This window comes from Streptomyces sp. NPDC044044, from assembly GCF_056434405.1.
Genome location: NZ_JBWKFG010000002.1, coordinates 1 through 25,143, shown reverse-complemented (window position 1 = coordinate 25,143; position 25,143 = coordinate 1). Strand labels below are relative to the sequence as shown.

General features: G+C 71.4%; 23 protein-coding genes. 13 read left to right on the top strand and 10 right to left on the bottom strand.

Annotated elements, in window-relative coordinates:
- Positions 1-28: 28 nt before the first annotated feature.
- The gene (locus AC07AG_RS05935; RefSeq protein ID WP_478752298.1) at positions 29-964 is read left to right on the top strand and encodes a ribokinase; all 936 of its coding nucleotides are present in this window, start codon (positions 29-31) and stop codon (positions 962-964) included.
- Positions 961-1,350 carry a D-ribose pyranase gene (gene rbsD, locus AC07AG_RS05930; RefSeq protein WP_478752297.1) on the top strand — a complete coding sequence of 130 codons (390 nt, stop codon included), beginning with the start codon at positions 961-963 and terminating at the stop codon, positions 1,348-1,350. The genes AC07AG_RS05935 and rbsD overlap by 4 nt, the downstream gene beginning before the upstream one ends.
- A 74-nt stretch (positions 1,351-1,424) precedes the next feature.
- Here rbsD and AC07AG_RS05925 read toward each other — a convergent pair whose 3' ends face one another.
- On the bottom strand, positions 1,425-2,318 hold the full coding sequence (locus tag AC07AG_RS05925) for a GHMP family kinase ATP-binding protein (protein WP_478753891.1): 894 nt from the start codon (positions 2,316-2,318) through the stop codon (positions 1,425-1,427).
- 233 nt (positions 2,319-2,551) lie between these two features.
- Here AC07AG_RS05925 and AC07AG_RS05920 point away from each other — a divergent pair, with 233 nt between their 5' ends.
- The 6 genes from AC07AG_RS05920 (at position 2,552) to AC07AG_RS05895 (ending at position 8,837) form a co-directional block, all read left to right on the top strand.
- Positions 2,552-3,541: a pyridoxal-phosphate dependent enzyme gene (locus AC07AG_RS05920; RefSeq protein ID WP_478752296.1), complete on the top strand. Its 990-nt coding sequence runs from the start codon at positions 2,552-2,554 to the stop codon at positions 3,539-3,541.
- A 95-nt stretch (positions 3,542-3,636) separates the two neighbouring features.
- Positions 3,637-4,464, top strand: a complete 828-nt coding sequence (locus AC07AG_RS05915; RefSeq protein ID WP_478752295.1) for a Rossmann-like domain-containing protein — start codon at positions 3,637-3,639, stop codon at positions 4,462-4,464.
- A 38-nt stretch (positions 4,465-4,502) separates the two neighbouring features.
- Complete coding sequence (locus AC07AG_RS05910; protein WP_478752294.1) at positions 4,503-5,786, top strand: MFS transporter; 1,284 nt, start codon at positions 4,503-4,505, stop codon at positions 5,784-5,786.
- 84 nt (positions 5,787-5,870) lie between these two features.
- On the top strand, positions 5,871-7,001 hold the full coding sequence (locus tag AC07AG_RS05905; protein WP_478752293.1) for a FecCD family ABC transporter permease: 1,131 nt from the start codon (positions 5,871-5,873) through the stop codon (positions 6,999-7,001).
- Between the two features lies 1 nt (position 7,002).
- Positions 7,003-7,782: an ABC transporter ATP-binding protein gene (locus AC07AG_RS05900; protein WP_478752291.1), complete on the top strand. Its 780-nt coding sequence runs from the start codon at positions 7,003-7,005 to the stop codon at positions 7,780-7,782.
- A 23-nt stretch (positions 7,783-7,805) separates the two neighbouring features.
- The gene (locus tag AC07AG_RS05895; protein WP_478752290.1) at positions 7,806-8,837 is read left to right on the top strand and encodes an ABC transporter substrate-binding protein; all 1,032 of its coding nucleotides are present in this window, start codon (positions 7,806-7,808) and stop codon (positions 8,835-8,837) included.
- 32 nt (positions 8,838-8,869) lie between these two features.
- Here the strand turns inward: AC07AG_RS05895 and AC07AG_RS05890 are convergent, their stop codons facing one another.
- Positions 8,870-9,370 (bottom strand): MarR family winged helix-turn-helix transcriptional regulator, encoded by a 501-nt coding sequence (locus AC07AG_RS05890; protein WP_478752288.1) that lies wholly within the window; start codon positions 9,368-9,370, stop codon positions 8,870-8,872.
- A gap of 175 nt (positions 9,371-9,545) precedes the next feature.
- Here AC07AG_RS05890 and AC07AG_RS05885 point away from each other — a divergent pair, with 175 nt between their 5' ends.
- The 3 genes from AC07AG_RS05885 to AC07AG_RS05875 all read left to right on the top strand — a co-directional run bounded on the left by AC07AG_RS05885 (position 9,546) and on the right by AC07AG_RS05875 (position 12,099).
- Positions 9,546-9,956: an organic hydroperoxide resistance protein gene (locus AC07AG_RS05885; RefSeq protein WP_478752286.1), complete on the top strand. Its 411-nt coding sequence runs from the start codon at positions 9,546-9,548 to the stop codon at positions 9,954-9,956.
- Between the two features lie 93 nt (positions 9,957-10,049).
- Positions 10,050-10,511: a hypothetical protein gene (locus tag AC07AG_RS05880; RefSeq protein WP_478752284.1), complete on the top strand. Its 462-nt coding sequence runs from the start codon at positions 10,050-10,052 to the stop codon at positions 10,509-10,511.
- Between the two features lie 259 nt (positions 10,512-10,770).
- Positions 10,771-12,099 (top strand): M28 family metallopeptidase, encoded by a 1,329-nt coding sequence (locus AC07AG_RS05875; protein WP_478752283.1) that lies wholly within the window; start codon positions 10,771-10,773, stop codon positions 12,097-12,099.
- Positions 12,100-12,129: 30 nt separating this feature from the next.
- Here the strand turns inward: AC07AG_RS05875 and AC07AG_RS05870 are convergent, their stop codons facing one another.
- From AC07AG_RS05870 to AC07AG_RS05835, 8 genes are all read right to left on the bottom strand, one after another.
- Positions 12,130-15,519 (bottom strand): SAV_2336 N-terminal domain-related protein, encoded by a 3,390-nt coding sequence (locus AC07AG_RS05870; protein WP_478752281.1) that lies wholly within the window; start codon positions 15,517-15,519, stop codon positions 12,130-12,132.
- A gap of 2 nt (positions 15,520-15,521) precedes the next feature.
- Positions 15,522-16,472, bottom strand: coding sequence for an AAA family ATPase (locus AC07AG_RS05865; RefSeq protein WP_478752280.1), 951 nt, complete (start codon positions 16,470-16,472; stop codon positions 15,522-15,524).
- On the bottom strand, positions 16,469-18,625 hold the full coding sequence (locus AC07AG_RS05860; protein WP_478752278.1) for a VMAP-C domain-containing protein: 2,157 nt from the start codon (positions 18,623-18,625) through the stop codon (positions 16,469-16,471). Before AC07AG_RS05860 ends, AC07AG_RS05865 begins: the two co-directional genes overlap by 4 nt.
- Position 18,626: 1 nt before the next feature.
- On the bottom strand, positions 18,627-19,013 hold the full coding sequence (locus AC07AG_RS05855) for a CU044_2847 family protein (protein ID WP_478752276.1): 387 nt from the start codon (positions 19,011-19,013) through the stop codon (positions 18,627-18,629).
- Positions 19,014-19,113: 100 nt separating this feature from the next.
- Positions 19,114-19,521: a peptide-methionine (R)-S-oxide reductase MsrB gene (gene msrB / locus AC07AG_RS05850; protein ID WP_453740765.1), complete on the bottom strand. Its 408-nt coding sequence runs from the start codon at positions 19,519-19,521 to the stop codon at positions 19,114-19,116.
- 29 nt (positions 19,522-19,550) lie between these two features.
- Positions 19,551-20,945 carry a UDP-N-acetylmuramate--L-alanine ligase gene (gene murC, locus AC07AG_RS05845; RefSeq protein ID WP_478752273.1) on the bottom strand — a complete coding sequence of 465 codons (1,395 nt, stop codon included), beginning with the start codon at positions 20,943-20,945 and terminating at the stop codon, positions 19,551-19,553.
- A 97-nt stretch (positions 20,946-21,042) separates the two neighbouring features.
- Positions 21,043-21,516: an indole-3-glycerol phosphate synthase gene (locus AC07AG_RS05840; protein WP_249587098.1), complete on the bottom strand. Its 474-nt coding sequence runs from the start codon at positions 21,514-21,516 to the stop codon at positions 21,043-21,045.
- 145 nt (positions 21,517-21,661) lie between these two features.
- Positions 21,662-22,426 carry a pyrimidine reductase family protein gene (locus AC07AG_RS05835; RefSeq protein WP_478752271.1) on the bottom strand — a complete coding sequence of 255 codons (765 nt, stop codon included), beginning with the start codon at positions 22,424-22,426 and terminating at the stop codon, positions 21,662-21,664.
- A 37-nt stretch (positions 22,427-22,463) separates the two neighbouring features.
- Here AC07AG_RS05835 and zapE point away from each other — a divergent pair, with 37 nt between their 5' ends.
- Positions 22,464-23,555 carry a cell division protein ZapE gene (gene zapE, locus AC07AG_RS05830; protein ID WP_478752269.1) on the top strand — a complete coding sequence of 364 codons (1,092 nt, stop codon included), beginning with the start codon at positions 22,464-22,466 and terminating at the stop codon, positions 23,553-23,555.
- Positions 23,556-23,648: 93 nt separating this feature from the next.
- Positions 23,649-25,013, top strand: a complete 1,365-nt coding sequence (locus tag AC07AG_RS05825; RefSeq protein ID WP_478752267.1) for an alkaline phosphatase PhoX — start codon at positions 23,649-23,651, stop codon at positions 25,011-25,013.
- The last annotated feature ends 130 nt before the right edge of the window (positions 25,014-25,143 follow it).

The following is a 25,143-nucleotide window of genomic DNA, read 5'->3' as shown; positions in this document are numbered from 1 at the left end:
CCCGTACGAGCAGGAGCTGGACCCACAGATGCACGACCACGCGCACGAGCACGACGACGCCACGTACGACCTCCTGGTCGTCGGGTCGGCCAACGCCGACCTGGTGATCGGCGTCGAGCGCCGCCCCGCCCCCGGCGAGACGGTCCTCGGCTCCGACCTCGCCACGCATCCCGGTGGCAAGGGCGCCAACCAGTCGGTCGCGGCGTCCCGCCTGGGCGCCCGCACCGCCCTGCTCGCGCGGGTCGGCGACGACGCCCACGGCCGGCTTCTGCTCGACTCGCAGCGCGCGGCGGGCGCGGACACGGTGGGCGTCCTGGTCGGCGGGGCGCCCACGGGCGTCGCGCTGATCACCGTCGACCCGTCGGGCGACAACAGCATCGTCGTCTCGCCGGGCGCCAACGCCCGGCTGACCCCCGAGGACATCCGCGCGGCGGGCAGTCTGCTCGCCGCGTCCCGGGTGATCTCGACCCAGCTGGAGATCCCGATCGAGACGGTCACGGAGGTCGTACGCACCCTGCCGACGGCCACCCGCTTCGTCCTGAACCCCTCACCTCCGGCTCCCCTGCCCTCCGAAGTCCTCTCCGCCTGCGACCCGTTGGTGGTGAACGAGCACGAGGCGCGCTACATCCTGGGCGACGACGCGTCCGCCACGGACTCCCCCGCGGACTGGGCGCGCGCGTTGCTGGCCCTGGGCCCCCGTTCGGTGGTGATCACCCTGGGCGCTCAGGGAGCGCTGACGGCGGACGGCGACGGCTCCCCCGTCACCGTGCCCAGCCCGAAGGTGGACGCGGTGGACACGACCGGCGCGGGCGACGCGTTCACGGCGGCCCTGGCCTGGCGTCTCGGCCTGGGCGACGACCTCCCCACGGCGGCTGCGTACGCGGCGCGCGTCGGGGCGGCGTCGGTCACCCGGCAGGGCGCGCAGGAGTCGTACCCCACGTCCGACGAGGTGCCGTCCGCATGAAGAGGACGGGCATCCTCAACCGCCACCTCTCCGGCGCCCTCGCCGAGTTGGGCCATGGGGACACGGTCCTGATCTGCGACGCGGGCATGCCCATACCCCCGGGCCCACGCGTCGTCGACCTGGCGTTCCGCGCGGGCGTCCCGTCCTTCGCCGAGGTCCTTGACGGGCTGCTCGCCGAGCTGGTGACGGAGGGCGGCACGGCGGCGGATGAGGTCCGCGAGTCGAACCCGGCGACGGCCGGGCTCCTTGTCTCCCGCGTCACGCCCCTGACCCTGATCCCGCACGAGGAGCTGAAGCTGCGCACGGCGAAGGCCCGCCTGGTGGTACGCACCGGTGAGGCCACTCCGTACGCGAATGTGCTGTTGCGGTGCGGGGTGTTCTTCTAGCCGTCCCGGACCCGGGCCGGTGTTCTCCAGCCGTCCCGGACCCTGGCCCTTCCCGGACCCGGGCCCTTCCGGGGCTAGGCCGGGACCGTCCCGGCGCCCCCGGGGAAACTCAGCGTCCGGTACACCGTCACTCCGCCCGCGAGCTCCGCGCACGCCTGCGCCGCCGCACTGACGCGCTGCGTGTACGAGGGGTCGCCGGTGTCGAGGAGGATGCCGAGCGTCGTGCCGCTGTGCGCGACGGCGACGCCCAGGCCGCCGACCTCCCGGCAGATCTCCCGCATCGGCTCCAACGACCACTTGTGGCGCAGGAGTTGATTCATCCGGGCGCTGCGGGTCGCGACCCTGCCGACCTCCGCAAGGTCGCGGCGGCGGACGGCGCACGCGAGGCGGTCGAGCAGGCGCGCGTACTCGTGGCGGTCGGCCAGGGTGAACGGCTTGGGGATGCGGTTGAAGTCGACCGTGTCGACCGAACCGCCCTCGTCGATCCCCACCACGGCCATGACCGGGAGTGATCCGAGGACGCCACGCAGCCGCACGGTGCGGTGGTGGAAGGCGACGATCGCGGGGTAGAGCACCCCGTCCGTGGGCTCGATGTCCGCGAGCAGCCGCTCGATCCGGGACGGCGGCATCTCGACCCGCAGGGCCTGCCCGACCGCCCGCGCGGTCGCGACCAGGTCGGCCGATGAGCTCGCCAGGCCCTTGCCCTCGGGGATGACGCTGTTGACGTGGAGGGTTCCTCCCCCGGTCGGCACGCCGGTCTGCCGCTCGGCCAACTCACCGATCGTACGGGCGAGTCGGAGCGCCTTGGTCTTCCCGGCGGGACGGACCACCACACCCTCGGAGCCGGGATCACGCCGGTAGGTGGCCATCGTCCATCGCGCGACGGGCAACGTCACCAGGAAGTCCCCGTCCTCCTCCGGCAGCACGCCCTGAAGCAGCTCACCGAAGGTCCCGAAGGCGGTGCCCACTCCGGTTCCGGCCGCTCCCGCACCCGGCCCCGCGCCAGGCCTCACGCCCGGCCTCACGCCCGCCGGGCGGGGCCGCGGTCCGACCTCCTGGGACAGCTTCACAGGTCTCCTCTCGTCGTCCGGCATCCCCTGCGGATCCACAGGCTGCCACAGCACTAACCGTCTTGACAATCATTTTCATCTAGTGTGATGCTCTCGGCTCGGCGACCGAACACAGGGGGCAGAGGGCAGACATGCACGACCACATAGCCGAAGCGGTGAAGAAACCCGATCTCATATCCCTGGAGCCGGACCTGGTCTGTCTCCGATTCGAGACGATGAAGATCTATTCGGCTCTGGGGGCGGTCCGTCACCTGCTGGATTCAGGTGCCGTGAAACCCGGCGACACCCTCATCGACAGTTCCAGCGGCATCTACGCACAGGCCCTGGCTCTCGCCTGTCACCGCTACGGAATGAAATGCCACATCGTGGGTTCCACGACCGTGGACCACACCCTGCGCATCCAGCTGGAGATACTCGGCGCCACGCTGGAACAGGTGCGTCCGTCCAAGAATCTCCGGCTCGACCAGGAGCTGAGAGTGCGGCGCATCGCCGAGATACTCGAGGCGAATCCGTCGTACCACTGGATGCGGCAGTACCACGACAGCATTCACTACTACGGCTACCGCGACGTGGCCGAGACCATCGGCGCCGAGGTCCCCGACGGCCCGCTCGCCCTGGTGGGTGGGGTCGGCTCAGGGGCGTCGACCGGCGCCATCGCCGGATATCTGCGGGACGCGGGCCGCGATGTGTCGCTCGTCGGCGTGCAGCCCTTCGGCAGCGTCACCTTCGGCTCGGAGCGCGTGGCCGACCCCGACATGATCATCGCCGGTATCGGCAGCGCCATCGAATTCAGGAACGTCAGGCACAAGGCGTACGACCGCGTGCACTGGGTGAATTTCGACTGCGCGGTGTCCGGCGCGGTCTCGCTCCTGAGGACCAGCGGCATCTTCGCCGGCCTTTCCACCGGGGCCGCCTATCTGACCACTCTGTGGGAAAAGCGCCGAGACGACTCCCGTACGTATGTCTTCATCGCGGCGGACACGGGCCACCGCTATGTCGAGAGCGCCTACACGAAACACGCCCAGGCGCCGGACATCGACACCTTGAAGCCGCATGAGATCACCTCGCTCGACGAGCTGAGGCATCCCTGGTCGACCACTTCCTGGCCCGACCTTCCGTGACCGCGTCAGCACCACGCACCGCGTCACCACCACGTACCGCGTCAGCGTCAGCACCACGCACCCCCGCGTCCACCACCACTCTGAAAGCACTCCACATGGCACACCCCGAGCCGCGCACGCCCCACAACGTCGCGGAGCTCATCGACGCCGTCCTGGCGGGCGACCACGGACCCGACCCCAAGGACCTCTCCGTCACCAGCGCGTTCTGGCTGTACAACACGACCCGCCTCGCGGGCAGCCAAGTGACCTACCACAACCACTACTTGCTGCTCCGGGTCGGCACGGCGTTCGGCGCCTGCTCCTTCGAGGCCGGTGAACTCGCCCCGGACTTCTGCGAGAACGCCTCGGGCCACACCCTCGACAAGCTCCTTCGCGCTGAGTCCACACCCGTACGCATCGCCGCGCTCGACGCCTATCTCGCGCAGGTGAGCCCGCACCGGGACGCCGCGGGAGCCGAGCGCGTCACGCTGCCCACCGGGACCCCCGAGGTACGGGCCAAGGCGCGCGACGCCGCCATCGCCGGGCTGCTCGACATCGAGCCGGGCGCGAAGGTGGCGCTCATCGGCGTGGTCAACCCCCTCGTCGCGGCGATACGTGAGCGGGGCGGCGTCTGTCTGCCCTGCGACCTCAATCTCCGTACGACCCAGTGGGGCGACCGGATCACCGACGACATGACCGAGGTCCTGAAGGAAGCCGACGCCGTGGTCGCCACCGGCATGACGCTGAGCAACGGCACCTTCGACCTGATCCTCGCGCACTGCCGCGAGCACGAGGTGCCGCTGGTGATGTACGCGCAGAGCGGCAGCGCCGTGGCCCGCGCGTTCCTGCCCGCGGGGGTCACCGGGCTCTCGGCGGAGCCCTTCGCGTTCTCCCAGTTCAGCGCCGACGAGACGCCCCTCTACCGCTACCGGGAGGCGGCGTGAGCGTCGACTCCAAGGGTTCCGAATCCCAGAGTTCCGAAATGGCTTCCCGGGCCGCCGCCGACGGCGACGACGAGGCGATGCCGGGCGACCTGCGGATGGCCCGCGCGCTGTGGCCGGTCCTGGTCGCGTCCGCGGTCGGTCTGCTGCCGTTCACCGTCTTCAGCACCTACCTGGTCCCCATGGCCGAGGACGCCGACAGCAGTGTCGCCACGCTGGGCGGCCTGCGCGGACTCGGCGGTCTCGCCGCCCTGTTGGTGGGCACCGCGCTCGCCCCGCTGATCGACCGGGTGCGCAAGGAGTGGGCCGCCGCGGGCGGTCTCGCCGCGCTGGGCGTGTCCGCCGCCCTCGGCGCGAGCGAGGACTTCATCCTGCTTGCCGTGTTCTGCCTGCTCGTCGGCGCCAGTACGTCGGTGCTGAACCCGGCGCTGACGGCGGCCGCCGCCGACCGCTTCGGATCCGGGAAGGCCGCGGGCCGCGCGGCGACGCTCGTCACGGCGACCCAGTCGATGACGGCGATGCTGGCGGCGCCAGTCATCGCGCTGCCCGCCCTTTTCTGGGGCTGGCAGGGCGACCTTTTCGCCGTGACCGGGGTGTCGCTGCTCCTGGCCGCCGTCTTCTTCGTGCGCGGCAAGGACAAGCCGGTGGAGGAGAAGGACGCGGGTCAACGCCTGGGCTACATAGCGTCGTTCAAGGCGCTCGGTGCGCTCCCCGGTGTCGTGCCGCTGCTGCTCATCGCCCTGCTCCGCACGGCCGTGTTCATGGGGTATCTCTCCTACCTCGCGGCCTACTACGACGACCGGTTCGAGCTCGACCCCGGGCTCTTCGCGTTCGTGTGGACGCTCAGCGGAGCCTCGTTCTTCGTGAGCAATCTCCTCACGGGACGGATCACGAACTCCGCCGAGCCCCGGATCGGCACCGAACGGCTGCTGGCCATCGGCCTGGTCGCCGCGCTCGTCTCGGTCGTGGGCTTCTACTTCACGCACTGGCTGCCGCTCGCGCTCGCCATGACGTCCCTGCACGCGGCCGGCCACGCCGTGGTGGCCGCGTGCGTGGTCAGCCTGCTCGTCCGGCGCTGCGGAACCCAGCGGGGCGCGGCCCTGAGCGTGAACGCCGCGGGGATGAGCCTCGGGGTCTTCGTGGGCGCGGGCCTGGGCGGACTCGGCCTCGGACTCGCCGGCTATCCGGGGATCGCCGCGGCCTTCGGGGCGCTGGTGGTCGCGGCGCTGGTGGCCGCGGTGTTCGTGCTGCGGGCGGGGCCGGTGGGAGAGGGACCGGCGGGAGAGGGACCTGAGCAGGAGGAGGCGGCGAGGCCCGCCGTATAGCGGCGCCAGGAGAAGCCCGCCGCATCACACCTCCCCCGACCCCAACACACCTCCTTCCACCCTGACTTGAAAGGCCCGACCGCCATGCCCCCGCCCCCCGCGCTCCCCCCTGCGGAAGTCGTCAGCCCGGCTCCCGAACCACCCCCTCCAGCCAGGGGCGTGCGGGCCCGGCTCGCTTCCCGGGCGGGGCTTGCGGCGGCGTGCGCCGTGCTCCTCGTCGCGCTTCTCGTCTCCGTCGTCGTGGCCATCGGCCTCGGCTCCGCCGTCGTCACGCCGGGCGACACCGCCCGGCTCCTGTGGGCGGCGATGAGCGGCGGGAGCATCGACGCCGATGAGGTGACGACGTATCAGATCATCTGGCAGATCCGCACACCTCGCGTGCTCCTGGCGGCACTTGTGGGAGCGGGCCTCAGTGCGGTCGGCGTCGCCATCCAGGCGCTGGTGCGCAATGCCCTCGCCGATCCCTTCGTCCTGGGTGTCTCCTCCGGGGCATCGGTCGGCGCGGTCGGCGTCACGGTCACGGGCGGGCTCGCGGCGCTCGGCGTCTACGCGGTGTCGGCGGGGGCGTTCATCGGCGCGCTCGTCGCCTCCGTTCTCGTGTACGTCGCCTCCGCGAGCCGCGGCGGCGGGCTCTCACCGCTGCGGCTCGTCCTGACGGGCGTGGCCATGGCGCTCGGCTTCCAGGCAGTGATGAGCGTGATCATCTACTTCGCGCCGGACAGCGAGGCGACCAGCATGGTCCTGTACTGGACGATGGGCAGCTTCGGCGCCGCCAGTTGGGGCGCCCTGCCCGTCGTGGCCGCCTGTGTGCTGCTCGGCCTCGCCGTGCTGTACCGGTACAGCCGGGCGCTCGACGTCCTGGCGCTCGGCGACGAGACCGCGACGAGCCTGGGCATCAGCCCCGACCGGCACCGCAAGGGCCTGCTCCTGCTCGCCTCCCTCGTCACCGGCGTGATGGTCGCCGTGAGCGGGGCGATCAGCTTCGTCGGCCTGGTCATGCCCCATCTCGTACGGATGGTGGTCGGCGCCACGCATGCGCGGGTACTGGCCGTCGCACCGCTGGTCGGAGCGGTGTTCATGGTCTGGGTGGACCTGGTGTCGCGGACGCTCGTGGCGCCGCGCGAGCTGCCGCTCGGGGTCATCACGGCGCTGGTCGGGGTGCCGGTGTTCATCGCGCTGATGCGGCGCAAGGGCTATATGTTCGGGGGCCGTTGAGATGGAGCTCGCACTCGACGGCATGTCCGTGACGATCGACGGCAAGGTCCTCGTCCGCGATCTGTCCCTCACGGTGGGCGACGGCCGGATCGTGGGCCTGGTCGGCCCGAACGGCAGCGGAAAGTCCACCGCCCTCAAATGCGTCTACCGCGCGCTGCGCCCCAGCTCCGGGGTGGTCAGGGTGGGCGACGACGACCTCTCGCGCCTGACGCCGCGCCGCAGTGCGCAGGTCGTCGCCGCGATGGCCCAGGACGGCGCGGTGGACCTCGACTTCACGGTGGCGGAGGTCGTCGCCCTGGGCCGCGCCCCCCATCTGCGCGGGAACCAGGCACTCGGCGCGCGCGAACGGGACCTGTGCGCACGGACGATGGCCCGTCTCGACCTGACCCGCCTCGCCGACCGCGGCCTACTCACCCTGTCGGGCGGTGAACGCCAACGCGTGCTGCTGGCAAGGGCGTTGGTGCAGGAGCCGCGGATCCTGGTCCTCGACGAGCCGACCAACCACCTCGACGTGCGCCACCAGATCGAGCTCCTCTCGCTCCTGAAGGGCTCGGGCCTCACGGTCCTGGTGGTGCTGCACGACCTGAACCTCGCGGCGGCCGCGTGCGACCGCATCGGGGTGCTGTCCCAGGGCGCGCTGGTGGCCGCGGGAACTCCGGCAGAGGTGCTGACCACGGGTCTCGTCGACGAGGTGTTCGGCGTCAAGGCCAGCGTGATCAGCCACCCCCTGACCGGCGACCCCCAACTCCTCTACGCACTGAGCCCCTCGTCCCCCCTCTGAACACCGAAAGGCACCACCAGGCCATGCCCAGAACACGTACACGCGCACGCACACGTACACGCGCACGCACACGCACCGCCGTCGGATCCGCGCTCGCGGCCGCCCTGCTGCTGGGCGGCTGCGGCGCCGAGGTCGACGCGGACTCCAAGTCCGCGGGCCCCTCCGAGAAGACCACCGTCAAGCGCTGCGGTGAGCCGGTCACGTACAAGACCCCGCGGCGCGCGGTGGTCTACGAGGGTGGCAGCGCGGACAAGATGTTCAGCCTCGGCCTGACCGAGCACGTCCACGGCTATGTGATGCCACCGGCCAACCCGCCGGTGAGCGAGTCCCCTTGGGCGTCGGAGTACGCGAAGGTGAAGATGCTCAGCGACGACCTGCTCAACAAGGAGCTCGTCGTGGAGGCCAAGTCCGACTTCGTCGTCGCCGGCTGGAACTCGGGCTTCAGCGACCAGCGGGGCATCACCCCGCAGATCCTGGACAAGCTCGGCATCCAGAGCTTCATGCACACGGAGAGCTGCTTCAACTACCCCAAGTACCCACAGAAGGTCACCCCGTTCAAGGCCCTGTACTCGGACCTGGACCGCCTGGGCAAGATCTTCCACGTCGAGGAGAAGGCGGACGAGGTCGTGGGCGGCCTCAAGAAGCGCGTGGCCGCCGTCGAGTCCAAGGCCCCCAAGGACGACCCGGTCCCTGTCTTCCTCTACGACTCCGGCACGGACCAGCCCTTCACTGCGGGCAGCCAGGTCCCGCCCAACGACATCATCAAGTCCGCGGGCGGCAAGAACATCTTCGACGGCCTGGACGAGCGGTGGACCCAGGTGAACTGGGAGGCCGTCGCCGAGGCCGAGCCCGAGGTCGTCATCATCTTCGACTACGGCGACATGCCCGCCAAGAAGAAGATCGACTTCCTGAAGAAGTCCCCGCACACCAAGGAGCTGCCCGCCGTGAAGAAGAACAACTTCTTCGTGCTCGACTACAACGAGGGCATCAGCGGGCCGCGCAACATCGACGGCCTGGAGAAGTTCGGGAAGTACGTGCGGGAACTGAAGCGGTGAAGCCGACCGCGCTCAGTGAGCCTCACTGAGCCTCACTGAGCCTCGTCGAGGGCGCCCGTCAGGCGGCCGAGGAGTCCCTGCAGGACAAGGACCTCCTCGACCGTCATGCCGGTCGAGGCCAGGATCCGGCGCGGCACGGGCAGGGCCCGCTCGCGCAGCTCCACTCCGTCCTCGGTCAGCTGGACGGTGACGGAGCGCTCATCGGCGGCACTGCGCTCACGCCGGACGAGCCCCGCGGCCTCAAGGCGCTTGAGGAGCGGCGAGAGCGTGCCGGAGTCCAGGCGCAGCCGCTCGCCGATGGCCTTGACGGGCTGCGGGCCGCTCTCCCAGAGCACCAGCATCACCAGGTACTGGGGATAAGTGAGGCCCAGGTCCTTGAGGGCATCGCGGTAGACGCCGCCGAAGGCGCGCGAGGCGGCGTGCAGCGAGAAGCAGACCTGGTGGTCGAGGCGGAGGAGCTCGGCGTCGTCGGGCACGTCGGGCACGTCGGGCACCTCGTGTCCGGAAGGTACGGCGGTCGGCGATGACGTCATGGGTCCAGGGTACCTGGCACACACGATTAAGTTGTGCACAACTTAATCGTGTGCAACTATTACTGACGTGACCGAGCGAACGAACCCCGTTCTTCTCGCTCTGCGCCCCACTACGACTGACTCCACCCGGCTTCGACCGGCTTCGACCGACTTCGCCCGAGGGAAGAGGACACCCATGAACGCGCTGTACACCGCCGTCGCCACCGCCAATGGCCGCGAGGGCCGCGCCGTCAGCTCCGACGGCCAGATCGACCTCGCGCTCTCCATGCCGCCCGCCCTCGGCGGCAACGGCCAGGGCACCAACCCCGAGCAGCTCTTCGCCGCCGGGTACGCGGCCTGCTTCGCCAGCGCGATGGGCGCGGTCGCCCGCGAGATGAAGGTCGACACCAAGGACGTCTCGGTGACCGCCGAGGTCTCCATCGGCAAGGACGACGCGGGCTTCGGCCTCGCGGTCGTGATGCGCGTGGAGCTGCCGGACTCCCTGGCGGGCGAGGCCGGTCAGCAGCTGGTCGAGGCGACGCACGCGTACTGCCCGTACTCCAAGGCCACGCGCGGCAACATCGAGGTCGAGCTCGTCATCGAGTAGGGATCGAACAAGAGAGGGCCGGACGGCGGGTACCGTAGAGGTACCGATCTCATGGGCCTCCTGGTGGGCTGCGTGAACCCCAGGAGGCCCAGCATGACGACGAACCGCGGACGCAAGGACGTGATCCGGAACCGGATGACGTCGACCGGCGAGTCGTACAACGTCGCCGCCCGCAACCTCAAGGCCATGAAGGACATGGGCGCCACCCGCGAGGCGGTCGTCACCCAGCGCTGGCAGCCCGCCGAGACCCTGGACGTGCCGTGCCCCTGCGGCGGCACCTGCGAGCCCGGCGAGAAGTGCGACCGCTGCCACGCCCGCCACCGCCACGTGGCCCGCTACCCCGGCAGCCGCACCGAGGTCGAGACCTGGGTCGACTGCTACGACTGCATGGGCTGCTCGTCCTCGTACACGATCACCGTCGTCCTGCCCGGCCGCCCGTGGGGCGTCGCCGAGACGGTGGTCCAGGGCGCGTCCGCCGAGCCGGTGATCCGCGCCACGGTCTTCCCGGGCGTCAAGCACCCGCTGCTGCGTCCGGAGACGCCGGACGAGGACTGAGCCCTGCCGGGCCCCGTGAGCCGGGCCCGGAGCGTGTCCGGTATCCGAATATGGCTGACCGGCATCTGACCGGTTTCCTCCCTTGACGGTGGGTCGTCCCACCTTCAATATCAGGCAACGCACTTCGCGCCACACACCTCACTCCGGCTCAGCGCAGCCCAGTACAGCTCAGCAGTACAGCTCCAGCGCCCTGCGGCACCCGCGTCGCAGGGCGTCAGTACGTTCCGTCCCCCTTGCTGTTCGGAATACGGAGCCCCACATGAGAATCTCCAGATCCGCCATGCCCCGCGCCATAAGACGGGCCACCGCGAGCGTCGCCACCCTCGCCGCCGCGGGGCTGATCGCCGTCACCGCGCCGACCGCCCTCGCTGCCCCGTCGCCGACGCTCGCGGCCCCCGACATCCCGCTCGCCAACGTCAAGGCGCACCTGACCCAGTTCCAGTCCATCGCCACGGCCAACGGCGGCAACCGCGCCCACGGACGCCCCGGCTACAAGGCATCGATCGACTACGCGAAGGCCAAGCTGGACGCGGCCGGATTCACCACCACCGTGCAGCAGTTCACCTCGAGCGGCGCCACCGGCTACAACCTCATCGCGGACTGGCCCGGCGGTGACCCGAACAAGGTCCTGATGGCGGGCGCCCACCTCGACAGCGTTACATCGGGACCCGGCATCAACGACAACGGCTCGGGCTCGGCCGGTGTCCTGGAGACCGCGCTCGCCGTCTCGCGCGCGCAGCTGCAGCCGACCAAGCACCTGCGGTTCGCCTGGTGGGGCGCGGAGGAGCTGGGTCTTGTCGGGTCGAAGTACTACGTCAACAACCTTCCCGCCACCGAGCGTTCGAAGGTCTCCGGCTATCTCAACTTCGACATGATCGGCTCCCCGAACCCGGGCTACTTCGTCTATGACGACGACCCGGTCATCGAGAAGACCTTCAAGGACTTCTACGCGGGCCTGAACGTCCCCACCGAGATAGAGACCGAGGGCGACGGCCGCTCCGACCACGCCAGCTTCAAGAACGTCGGCATCCCGGTCGGCGGCCTGTTCACCGGCGCGAGCCGTACGAAGTCCAGCGCCCAGGCCCAGAAGTGGGGCGGCACGGCGGGCCAGGCCTTCGACCGCTGCTACCACTCGTCCTGCGACACCACGGCGAACATCAACGACACCGCCCTGGACCGCAACAGCGACGCCATCGCCCACGCCGTCTGGACCCTGGGCACGGAGACTTCCACCCCGCCCGGTGACTCGTACGAGAACACCACGGACGTCGCCATCCCGGACAACGGCGCGGCCGTGACCTCGACGGTGAACGTGACCGGCCGCACGGGCAACGCCCCTGCCACCCTCAAGGCGGACGTCGACATCCGGCACACGTGGCGCGGCGACGTGGTCGTCGACCTGCTCGCCCCGGACGGCACGGCGTACCGCCTGAAGAACTCCAGCGGCAACGACTCGGCGGACAACGTCATCGCGACGTACACGGTCAACGCGTCGAGCGAGGCGGCGAACGGCGCCTGGAAGCTGCGCGTGCAGGACGTGGCGGCGCAGGACACCGGCTACATCAACAGCTGGAAGCTGACGTTCTGACCCAGCTCCGTCCGGCGACGGCTCCCGCGTCTACCCGGCGTCGGGAGCTCCCGCCTCCCGCGGACCCGACACGACCCGCGCCGCCAGATCCAGGAACGCCTCCGCCGTGCGTCCTCTGAGGCGGGCGAGTTCCTTGGCGCGGTGTTCGGAGAGGTGGAGGTCGAAGGGGATGAGGACGGTGCCGGCGCACACGTCGGTGAAGCGCTCCTCGACCTCCGCGTCCCGCAGGGGTTTGTCGATGCCGCCGAGGCGGGACGCGACGATCAGGGCCTGGCCCGCCAGGTTCTCGCGGCCCCGCTCGCGCAGGTCGTCGAGGAGCTCGGCGGCGGCCGTCACGGAGTACGCCGATGTCGTGCAGCAGATGATCAGACGGTCGGCCATGTCCAGGGCCACGTCGAGCGCCGGGTCCCGCGTCGGCGCCGCCCAGTCGGTCAGCATCACGGGGTAGTGGCGGGCCGTCATCGTGAGGATGCGGCGGTACTCCTCGGCGTAGGCCGGGCTGCGGACGGCGTAGCTGGCCCGGTGCGCGAGGATTTCGAGGCCCGAGGGGGCGAGGCTGGTCAGGCGGCGGATGTCGGCGTGGCCCGCGTCCATCGGCAGCCTGGTGAGGTCGCGGGGTGTCGCGGTGTTCTGCCGGACCAGGTAGCCGTTCAGGTCACCGCTGACCGGGGCGCCGTCCATGGCGAGGACCGGCTCGCCGCGCACCGCCACGAACAGCGAGCCCAGCATGAACGTGGTGGTGGACCGGCCGCAGCTCGGGTGGGCGCCGAGCACGGTGACGCGTCTGCTGTACGTGAGGGGGCGGCGGGCCAGGGCCAGGCGGTTCTCGTGCGCGGCGCGAGCGCCTCCGATCCCCAGGTCCACACGGAGTCTGCGACGGCCGATGCGGGAAGCGGCGGGAGCGCCCTGCTCGCTCGCCGCGGTCTGCAGGGGCGGGCGCGGCGGCACACGGCCGGAGGAGGCCGCCGGCTGTCCGGAAGGCTTCCCGTCACCGCGCATGGCCTGCGCGATCGCGACGTACCGGGCCAGTCTGTCGGCGACGGAGGCAGCGGTGGGCCGCCGCCCCGGGTCCGCGTCCAGGCACTCCTTGACCATGTCGCGCAGGGGCTGCCAGGTGGTTCCCTGCCAGAGCTGCATGCCGTCGGGCAGGCCGGGCAGGGCAGCCTGCCGCTTGCTGCTGATCAGCCGCAGCAGTTCGCCGAGGGACTTGACGTTGTCCTCACGCGTCGGCGCTGCTCCCGCACCGGAGAACTCACCGTCCACGACACAGTCCGAGAGGCCGACGAGCACCACGGACCGTTCCAGGACCATCACCGAGTCCGGGGTGAGACCGGCCGGAACCAGCCCGTTGAGATGGCAGATGCTCAGCGCGCTCGCCAGGTGCCAGGCGAGCAGCAGGCTGGTGAGGATGTCGAACGCGGAGGTGCCTTCCGGTGTCTCGTACGCGAGGAGTTCATTGAGCCGGGGCGGCTGCAGATCCGTGTTCCCGGGGGCCGCGACCAGCCGCATGGCGAGCCAGGCGGGGCGGGCGTCGAGGCCGGAGGCAAGCAGCTCGGGGGCATAGCGCCCGTTCATCCGGCGCAGCGCCTCGGCCTCGGTGATCAGCAACTGCTCGGTGGCCACGGGCAGATCGGGGCGTGCCACCCGCAGGGCCGCCTCGCCGCCGCTGTCGTCCCGGCCCCGGTAGACCAGGGTGCGGGTGCCTGCCCTGCGGCCGAGCAGCTGAAAGCGGCCGAGGCGCGTGGGATCCTGCGGGGTCAAGGGTGCCCACGGCTCCGCACGGGGCCTGTCCGGCGCGTCGAAGGCCGGGCCACGGGGCTGCGCCGCCACGCCGAACCGTGCGAGGAGCCGGCGTTCGACCGCGGTGAAGGAATGGAAGGCGGCGGGCACCGTGTCCGCTCCTTCGGGGTGGGTGAGCCAGGCGGGGAAGTCCGGTGAGCGGCCCGCCAGTTGTTCCAGGCGCCGGCCGATGGCCCGCCCGGTGCGCAGCAGTTCGGAGCTGGGCACGGCGTCGAGGAGCGCGGTCTTGGTCTCCTCCGTGAAGTCGAAGATGCGGTGCTTCGCGGGCAGCGGCCCCGGCACGGGGGCCGGGTACGGGTGCATCAGACCGCCCAGGAAGACCTCGGCCAGCTGCGCGGCCGGGGCCCGCCACGGGACGGCGGACTGCACGAGCCGCATGACGGGGACGGACAGCGGGGAGACGGCGGCCAGGTGCGCGGCCAGGCGGTACGCCTCCGGGGATGCCGCGTCGCGGAAGTGCTGGATGCCGCGGACCTCGCGCCCCGGCGTGATCGGCGCGAGCCGCTGCGGGCGGGCCAGGAGAGGCAGTTCGACGGTGGTGCCCGGCGAGGTGAGCAGCAGCGACCAGTCCCGCAGCGACTCCGCCGCCGGTTCCAGCACGGGGATGGGCACGCCGGAGAAGTCGGCCACGCCCACGGGCAGCACCCGGTCGGTGATCTCCCACGACGTGTTGGCACCGCCGGTCCTGCGGGTGGTGGCCTGCCAGCGGTCGGCCTGGATGCCTGAGCCGTCCCACAGCGCGGGCGGCAGGGTGTGGAGCACCGCCACCGGGCCTCTGGTGGCCCACTCCAGCAGGGCGTCGTGCATGGTGCCGCGCCGCCAGGCGCTGCCGAGGCCGTCGCTGACGACGAGGACCAGTGTCTGTCCGGTCGGGTCCAGCAGGGTGCTGGGCGACATGGTGGAGCCGCCGCTGTCGAAGGGCCTGCCGTGCAGGACCGGGGTGTCGGCGCCGCGGGTGTCGAGACCGAGGACCCGGATGGAGCGGAAGGCGGCCAGGCGTTGCAGCGCGGTGCGCAGGTCGGCGGCGAGCCGGTGCCACAGGAGCATCGAGAGGCCACCGTCGACGACCAGCGCCAGATGCAGCCAGCGTTCACGCGCCGGACGCATGACCACGTCGGGCAGCCGTGTCTCGGCCAGCGCCGCCGCGGTCGCTGCCTCGTCCAGTTCCTGACGCCACCTGCTGGGCCGCTTGCGCTTCAGCGGGCGCAGCGCGCGGCCGATGAGCAGCTCCTGCCGCAGCGCCTTGTCCTCGGGGACACGCAGCGGAAGGGCGGGCTGCTCCTCGTCCGCCGGCAGGGGCGCGGGGCGGTCGGGAACGAGAGGGGGCAGGGACGCGGCGTGCAGCTCGGGAGTGGTGAGGTCGGGCAGGTCGTCGTCGGGCGTGGCCGGTTCGGGGGGTTCGCCGTCGTCCCCGGCCGGTTCGGGCGCCTCGGTGTGCGGGGACGGCTCCGGGCGGCTCCGCGCGCGGCGGCTCGCACGTTCCAGTGGCAGCTCTCCGGGGCCGTCGGCCAGGCGGTGGGCCAGCCACAGCACGTCCAGGACTTCTTGCGCGTCGAGGCTCTGCCCCGCCGCCTTGAGGACTCGCAGGGCGGCGCCCAGGGTGTCGTCCCCGCGGTCCACGGTCAGAGGGTTCCCGTCAGCTGGTGGAGCACGGCGTCAAGCAGCCCTTCGGCGTCCAGGTCCACTCCCCCTGCCCGCAGGAACACCGCGTTGAGCAGCTGGTCGGTGGCGAGTTCGCCGGGTGCCCTGCGGCGCAGGAACGCCTGCAGCAGGTCGTCGACCTCCAGGAGTGCTCCGTCCCCCAGGTGTGCCGAGACGATGGCGCGCAGCCGGTCCTCGTCCGGGACCGGAAGGTCGAGCCGGATGCAGCGGCGCAGGAAGGCGGGCGGGAAGTCGCGCTCGCCGTTGCTGGTGATGACGACGACGGGGAACTCGACGCACTGCACCCGGCCCTGTTCGACGGCGACCGAGCCGTGGTGGTCGGCCGTCAGGACGTCGACCGTCGCCATCTCCTCGGGCAGCCGGGCCAGTTCGGGTATCTCGAAGACGCCCTCCTCGAAGACGGTCAGCAGATCGTTCGGCAGGTCGACGTCGCCCTTGTCCATCTCGTCGACGAGCAGCGCCCGGGGTGTGCCGGTCGGCGCGAGGGCCGTGCCCAGAGCACCGAGCCGGATGAAGTTGCCGATGGAGGGCTCGCGGTCTCCGCGATCGCGGCTGAGGGTGGTCTCCCTCAGCCGTCCGATGGCGTCGTACTGATAGAGGGCGTCCTGCACGCTGGAGCGGCTGTTGACCGGCCAGCGCAACAGCTCACCGAGGCTGAGTTCGTGCGCGACGGCCCGCGCGAGCGAGGACTTGCCGGTGCCCGCGGGGCCTGTCACCAGGAGTGGCCTGCGCAGATGCAGGGCCGCGTTGACCACGTCCGCGTGCTCCCGGGCGATCAGATAGGGCAGCGGCGCCGCCGATCCGTCGGGCGGGCTGAACCGGCGCCAGGGCGGGGCGGGCGGCATGGTGACGGGGCGGGGCGTGCCGTCGCCGCGGAAGATCCGCCAGCCGCCGTTGGAGTCCGTGCTCATGTTCCCTCCTGGGGCTCGGACAGATGCAGTTGCGGAACTGTGCGGTCCGGGTCGGCCCAGGCGAGGACCGGTCGTCCGGGGAAGGCGCGGGGCTGGTGCACCGTCTTGGCGCGGTACGACCGCACGCCTTCGGGGAGTTCACGGGTGGTGACGCCGCTCATCCGCTCCACGGCGTGGGACTCGCGCCCGAGGCCCCGGTCCCACACGACCACCGGGATCCCGACCACCAGGCAGGCCTGCACGACCTCGTCGCGCAGACGCGGCGGGACGTCCACCGCGACGCGCACGGCGTCCGCGTGGTCCATCAACGCGCCGTAGATCTCGCGCCGGCCCAGCGATTCGTCGGCGAACAGCAGGGAGACGCCCGTGTCGAGCTGGCGCCAGCGGCGGCGCCAGTCAGGGAGAAAACGTTCGTTGCGGCGCAGGAGTTCCGGACAGTTGACGACCAGTGGGTACTCCGCGCCGATGACCCCCGGCACCAGGTCGTCGGGCCCGAAGCTCTCCCACTCGTCTATCGGCAGATTCAGTCCCGCCCGGTCGACCAGTGCCTCCACGAGGGGTCTTCGGTCGCTCGGCGAGGCCTGGTGCAGCGACTCCAGGACCCGCAGCAGCTCCCGCGCGGCCAGCGCCGCGCTGAACGTGACGTCGCCCTCCGTCGACACCTGACGGGGCCCGGCGCCCTCGTCGCACCAGACACGCAGCCGGTAGCGGTCCTCCCCGCTGCTGCTCACCTGCACCAACACCCGCAGTGGCACGTCGCGTTGACCCTGGGTCCTGGACCAGTCCACCGCGTCGGAACGGCGTTCGGCGAGGGCCGAGCGGGGGATGCCGAGCCGCTTGGCGACGCCGTCCGACCACATCCGCAGCCGTGCGCACTGCGCGGGCAGGCACAGGGCCGCCATGTACTCCATCACCCGCAGCAGGGCCGGAACCCGGAACCCCTCCCCGTCCGTGCGGCTGTCGCCCGGCAGGCATTCGAGGTGGTCGAGGTAGGCGTCGGTGGAGTCCTCCCGGGGGAAGGCGGCCGCCAGGGGCAGTGCGGCGCGCACCGCTTCCGGCAGCCGGTCCAGGGTGGCCGCGGGGACCGCCTTCAGCGTCTGGTGGAGTCTGCGGTGCTCGTCGGGCGAGAGCAGCCGGGGCACCGGGGAGAACTGTCCGGCGTTCAACAGCGGGCGGACGGCGGCGGGTTCGGGGCGCCGCAGCACTTCGGTGAGCGCCGCGAGCGCGCGGGGTTCGGTGACCAGGAGCTGGGCGAACTCCGCGGGAGTGGGGGCGGATTCGCCGCCCGGGTGGCCGTATCCGCACCGGCGCGCTACGGCTCGCGCGTGGTCCCCGCGCAGCACGGGTGAGGGCATGACGCCCTCGAGGAGTTCGGTGAGCACCGGTAACGCGGGGTCGTCCGGGTCGGCCACGGCAACGTCGAGGAGGTCATCGGCGCCGACGGACCGCAGTTCGGCCTCGATGCGCTGCCAGGGGATGCCCCAGCTGCGGCGCGAGAGGTGCTGGGAGCTGAAGGGCCTTGCCGCCCCGGTGGCAGGGTCGGCGGGCGGCATGATGTGGGCGACGACCAGGCCCACGGCGGCGTTGTCGGTGACCGACCAGAACGGGCCGCCGCTGAACGCGGGGCCGATGGCCATCCCGGTGGGCTCTCCGTCCACGTACCCGAGCATGTCGTCGCAGGTCTTGACCCGTACGTCGGCGAAGGAGCTGCTCATGCCGCTGCCGTGCCAGGCCCGCAGCGACTGGCCCTGCGCCATGGGCTGCCACAACGGCGAGGGGACGGCCTCGTGGGGCATCGAGTCGAGGCGCAGCACGGCGAGGTCGCCGAGCCATTCGTGGTCGCTCTTCTCCTGCACCTCCGCCGCGCCGTCGAGCCGGCGCGGCGGCACCCAATGGACCACTCTGGTCTCGTGGTTGACGGAGGCGGACGGCCCCCGCAGGGTCACGTGCACCGTCTCGCGACCGGGGTGCCGGGTGTCGAACGGCCTGCGCCCCAGGGCGTCGTTGACGACATGAGCGCAGGTCAGCAGCCGGGTCGGGGTCAACAGCACGCCGGCTCCCGCGGTCTTGACGTCGCGGGTGCGCAGCACCGAGACGACGCAGTGCCGAGGGTCGGCCGAGGGGGACCCGGCCTCGGTCAGGAACCAGCCCATGTCAGCCGGCCGACGCGGGGCGCTGCCACGTCGCCGAGACGGTGAGGTGGGCCTGCGCGCTGCCGCCGACGATGCCGAGCTTGAGGTCCTGTCCGACCTGCACGCCGAACGTCACGCTCGCCTCCTGCGGGGGCCGTTCGGACTCCATCACCGCGTCATGGACCTCGCGGATGAGGGGGCCGAGCGGCCGCAGGGTGGCGCGCAGCGCCTCGACGGCGAACGCGGCCACCGCATCGCCGCCCCGTGACACCGGAACGCTGTGGCCCATGCCGTCGGGCAGGTCACCGTCCGACTCCGGCCCCGGCACGGGCGGCTGCCCCTGGGCGGGGAACACCTCGAAACGGATGGCGGTCCCGTCGGCGAGCTCGAGCTCAGTGAAGTTGGGCACCTACACATTGTGCCGATCAGCGACGACGGCGTACCGGGTTCGGCGGAAGCGGAGCGGTCGCCGCGGTTCTCGGCCCCCGCGAGGGGGCCGAGTCGGCGTCTCAGCCCTCCTCGGGCGCCAGCGTCAGAGAGATCGAGTTGATGCAGTACCGCTGGTCCGTCGGCGTGGCATACCCCTCGCCCTCGAATACGTGACCGAGGTGCGACCCGCACCGCGCGCACCGGACCTCCGTGCGCACCATCCCGTGCGAGGAGTCCTGGAGCAGCTCGACCGCGTCCGTGTCCTTGGGGTCGAAGAAGCTCGGCCAGCCGCAGTGCGACTCGAACTTCTCCTGTGAGGTGAACAGCTCCGCGCCGCACGCGCGGCAGGAGTAGACGCCCTTGGTCTTGGTGTCGGTGTACTCACCCACGAACGCGGGCTCCGTGCCGGCCTGGCGAAGGACCGCGTACTCCGAGGGGCTGAGCTCCGCGCGCCACTGCTCGTCCGGCTTCTCGACGTCGTACGACATGAGACTGAACCCCTTAATCCTTCGACTTGCTACTTCGACAGCTCGGCCAGGATCTGCGGGCCGAGGTCCGTGACGTCGCCCGCTCCCATGGTGAGAACGAGATCGCCGGGCCTCGTCATTCCCGCGACGACCGCCGCGGCCTCCGTCTTGTCGTGCACGGCCCGTACGTCGGCGCCCGCCGCGACGGCCGCGTCGATGATCAGGGCGCTGGTGATGCCGGGGATCGGGTCCTCGCGGGCGGGGTAGATGTCGAGGACCACGGAGGCGTCCGCGAGGGCCAGGGCCTGGCCCATCTCCTTGCCCAGCTCCTGGGTGCGGGAGAAGAGGTGCGGCTGGAAGAGGACCAGGAGGCGCGAGTCGCCCGCGGAGGAGCGCATCGCCTCCAGGTCCGCGGTCATCTCCGTGGGGTGGTGCGCGTACGAGTCGATGACCTGGACGCCCTTCGCCTCGCCCTTGAGCTGGAGGCGGCGCTTGACGCCGGTGTACGAGCCGAGGGCGGAGGCGAGGTTGTGCGCCGGGATGCCGAGCGCGATGCCCGCGGCCAGGGCGGCCACCGCGTTGTGGGCGTAGTGGCGGCCGGGGACCGAGACCGTGAAGGTCAGGAACTTGCCGTTGAGGATCACCGTGACCTCGCTGGTCAGGCCGCGCGGCGTGACCTTGTGGATGCGCAGGTCGGCGCCCTCGGACTCGCCGTACGTGACGATCTTCAGGTCGCCCGCTTCGCGCACGCGCCGCGTCAGCTCCGCCGCGCCGGACTGGTCCGCCGCGATCACCAGGGTGCCGCCGGGGACGATCTTGCCCGCGAAGGTCTCGAAGGACTCGTAGATCTCGTCCATCGACGCGTAGTTGGCGTGGTGGTCGAGCTCCACGTTCAGGACGATGGCGACCTCGGGCGCGTACTTGTGGAAGCTGCGGTCGCTCTCGTCCGCCTCGGCCACGAAGATGTCGCCCTCGCCGTGCAGCGCGTTCGAGCCCGGGGCGTCCAGGTCGCCGCCGATCGCGTACGAGGGGTCGAGGCCGAGGGTGGAGAGGGTGACCGCGAGCATCGACGTCGTCGTGGTCTTGCCGTGCGTGCCGGCCACCGCGATCGGGCGCAGGCCCTCCATGAGGGAGGCCAGGGCGTCCGAGCGGTGCACGACCGGGATGCCGAGATCGGTGGCGCGGGCCAGCTCGGGATTGTCGGCACGGATCGCGGAGGAGACGACCACGCAGGTCGCGTCGGAGGCGAGGTGCGCGGCGCCGTGGCCGATGTGGACCGTGGCGCCCAGGGTCCGCAGGGCCTCGGCCGTGGCCGACTCCCGCGCGTCGCTGCCCGCGACCTTGGCGCCGCGCTGGGCCAGGATCTTGGCGATGCCCGACATTCCGGCGCCGCCGATGCCGATGAAGTGCGGTCGGTCCATGGCGGTGGGCAGGCCGGGTGCCATACGTGTGTCTCCCCAAGAGTCCAAGAGTTGCGGCAAAGAGTTACGGCAGATGAGCAGGGCCCAGACTATTGCCTGGGCCGTCCGGCAGGCACATCGCTCAGTCCTCCGTGTGCGAGAACAGCTTCAGGACCGGAACCCCCACCTTGTGCCGCGCCCGCGAGGCCCAGTCGCGGTGGAAGAACTCTTCCACGTAGTGCGGGTCGGTCAGGACGATGACCTCGTCCGCGTCCGCCTCGTCGACCAGCTGCTTGAGCGCGTCGAGGGGGTGGTCCTCGATCAGCTGTCCCGTCGCCTCGCAGCCCGCCGCGTGCAGGGCCATCAGCGAGACCTCCAGCGCCTTCTGCGCGGGGGCCGTCGCATCCTGCCCCTCCGGGACGTCCCCTTCCCTCGCCGCCTCGTCGAGCTCCCCGAGAGCCACGTCGTCGATGGCCCGCAGCAGGCGGTCCGCCTGATCGCCGCGGGGCTGGAGCAGCACCCGGAAGGTGACCGTCTCGTCGCCGTGCAAGGTGGTGACGAACTCCACGTCGGCGGAGGTCAGGGCCTTCTCGATCATCAATACGCTTGTGAACACGACAGGCGCCCTTCTCATCCGTGGGCTGCCGAGAGTCCGTCTCGACAGGCCCCTGCGGAAACCATCCTGCCCCGTGGCCGCACGGGGTCTGCGACTTTTAGTGTGCCCAGCGGAAGCGAAACGGAACGGTCGATTCCGCTGATTGTCAGGTTCGACGGTATCGGGTGAAGAGGAACCCGGCCTCCTCCAGTACGGAAGCCAGAGCGAATCGCTCCGGCACCGCCAACGCGGACCCCCAGGCGATCCGCTGCGCGTCCCCCGCGGTGAGCATCGGGGAGACCGTCCAGCAGAGCTCGTCCAGGGCCCCAGCCGCCACGAACTGGCCGAGCAGCCGGGGCCCGCCCTCCGTGAGCAGCCGGGTCAGGCCGCGCTCGGCCAGGGCGGGTGCGACCCGCTCGGGCTCGACCGCCGCCCCCTCCCCCGCGACCACCACCACGGCGCCCGCCTTCTCGGCCGCGGCGATCCGCTCGGCGGGCGCCGCCGCGCCGGTCACCACGAGCGTGGGCACCGGCGGCGCGGTGAAAAGCGGAAGGGTGAAATCAAGGTCGAGGCTCGCGCTGACCACGGCGATCGCGGGCGCCACCGTCTGCCCGGCGGCCGCCCTGCGCTCGGCGAAGGCCTCACGCGCGCGTGCCGGGCGGTAACCCTCCTGGCGGACCGTTTCCGCACCCACGACCACGGCGTCGGCGATCCCGCGCAGGGTGCCGAAGATCCGCATGTCCGTGGCGTTCGAGATGGGCTGCGACCGGCCTTCGTGCTGGGCCGCCCCGTCGAGCGTGGACACCATGTTGGCGCGCAGCCAGGTGGCGCCGCCCGAGGGATAGGCGTACGCGTCGGCCAGCTCCCCCAGCCCCCACTCTCGTACTGATGTTTCGTCTGTCTGGTCGGTCACAGGGAACAGGCGTCGCATGTCCAGCAGTCTTGCACGGCGCTTAGAGTTAGGAACCGTGTCGTCCTCCACCGCCGCCCCCGGGCAGAGCCCCATAGCCGAAGCGGCTCCCCTGTCGCTGTGCGCCCGCGAGCCCCATGTCCCCGCCGACCGTCTGGTCGCCGAGATGGTGCCGCCCCCGCGCTTCGACTCCGTCCGCTTCGATACGTACATCCCGGACCCGAACCAGCCGAGCCAGACCGAGGCCGTGCGGGTCCTGAGCGGCTTCGCGGCCGGGCTCGGCGGGGCGCACGCGTCCGGCGCGGGCAAGCGCCGCTGGTTCCAGAAGAAGGCGGCCGCCCCCACAGGCCCCCGCGGCGTGTACCTCGACGGCGGCTATGGAGTGGGCAAGACCCACCTCCTCGCCTCCCTCTGGCACGCGACGCCCGCCGCGCCCGAGCAGAAGGCGTTCGGCACCTTCGTCGAACTGACGAACCTGGTCGGGGCGCTCGGCTTCCAGCAGACCGTGCGCACCCTCAGCGGGCACCGGCTGCTCTGCATCGACGAGTTCGAGCTCGACGACCCGGGCGACACGGTGCTCGTGTCCTCGCTGCTCGCGCGGCTGGTCGAGGAGGGCGTGGCGCTCGCCGCGACCTCGAACACGCTGCCGGGCAAGCTCGGCGAGGGCCGGTTCGCCTCCGCCGACTTCCTGCGCGAGATCCAGGGTCTGTCCACCCACTTCCGGTCGCTGCGCATCGACGGCGAGGACTACCGCCACCGGGGTCTTCCGGAGGCTCCCGCTCCGTACTCGGACGAGCAGGTCACCAAGGCCGCGTACGCGACCGAGGGCGCGAGCCTCGACGACTTCCCGATGCTGCTCGACCACCTCGCGCGCGTCCACCCCAGCCGGTACGGAGCGCTCACCGACGGGCTCGGCGCCGTCTGCCTCACCGATGTGACGCCGGTCCCCGACCAGTCGACCGCGCTGCGCCTCGTGGTGCTCGCCGACCGGCTGTACGACCGTGAGGTCCCCGTGCTCGCGTCGGGGGTCCCCTTCGACCAGCTGTTCAGCGAGGAGATGCTGAACGGCGGCTACCGGAAGAAGTACTTCCGGGCGATCTCCCGGCTCACGGCGCTCGCTCGGGACGCGAAGGGACTCGTGCGGGCGTAGCGACTCGCCTCTACGCGCGTGGTTCCCGCACGCCTGGGCGCGTGGTACACACATCCGGTCATGTTCCTGTCCGCCAGCAGGAGGTCGACCGTAATGTCCACGACACGACGTCAAGTACTCGCCCGCACCGGAGCGGTGGGTGCGGGTATCGCCTTCACCGGCGCACTCTCGGAGCTCTTCGCCGGGAGCGCGGCCGCGCAGGGCAAGGCCGGGTACGGGCCGCTGGTGCCCGACCCCGCCGGGCTGCTCGATCTGCCAAAAGGTTTCCGCTACAAGGTCCTCTCGCGTGAGGGCGGCGACCTGCCGTCCGGCGAGGGAAAGGTGCCGAGCAACTTCGACGGCATGGACGCCTTCCGCGGCAAGCACGGCGGCACCCACCTGGTCCGCAACCACGAGAACCGCCACAACGGCAGAATCCCCGTGCCCACGGTCAAGGGGATCACCTACGACCCGATGGGCAAGGGCGGCTGTACGGCGCTCTCGCTCGACCGCCACAACAACGTCCTGAGCGAGCGCGTCGCGATCGCCGGTACCGCGGTCAACTGCGCGGGCGGGCCCACCCCTTGGGGCACCTGGCTCACCTGCGAGGAGACCGAGGACAAGGCCGGGACGAACGGCTACACCAAGGACCACGGCTTCATCTTCGAGGTCGACCCCGTCGACCCGCAGCGCACCGGAGCCGTGCCGCTCACCGCGATGGGCCGCTTCCAGCACGAGGCGATCGCCGTCGACCCCAGGCGCGGAGTCGTCTACGAGACCGAGGACGCCTTCCTCAAGCCCTTCGGTCTCTTCTACCGCTTCCTGCCCAAGAAGCCCGAGGGCGGCCGCGGTTCACTCCGCGCGGGCGGCAGGCTTCAGGCCATGCGGGTGCCGGGCGTGCCCGACCTGTCCGCGATCCAGGAGACGGGAGCGTGCTTCAAGGGCATCGAGTGGGTCGACGTACCTGACCCGCTGGCCGCCCAGACACCCATCAGGGACCAGGACTTCGGCCCCAAGGGCATCACGCACGCGCAGAAGCTGGAGGGCTGCTACTGGGGCGGGAAGTCCGTCTACTTCGTGTCGTCGTTCGCGCACAGCGCGGAGGGCTCGGCGGGCGACCACTTCGGCCAGATCTGGCGCTACGACCCGTCCGAGCGCCGCCTCACCCTCGTGATCGTCTTCGGTCCGAGCACCGACATCCAGCTGCCCGGCGAGTCCCCCGACAACATCTGCCTCGCGCCCAGCGGCGGCCTGATGGTGGCCGAGGACGGCGGGGGCGCCCAGCACGTGTACGGCCTGACGCGCCGCGGCGACGTCTACGCGATGGCCCGCGGCCGGCAGAACATCGGCACCCCGGAGGAGCCCGAGTGGGGCGAGTTCGCGGGCATCTCGTTCTCGCCGGACCACGACACGATGTACGTCAACTGCTACACCCCCGGCACGACGTTCGCCGTGACGGGACCCTGGCACAGGACCTGACCTGAGGGCGGGGTGGGGGGGGGGGGGGTTCCTTCCCCCCCCCCCCCCCCCCCCCCCCCCCCCCCCCCCCAACCACCCCCCCCCCACCCCCCCCCCCCCCCCCCCCCCCCCCCCCCCCCCCCCCCCCCCC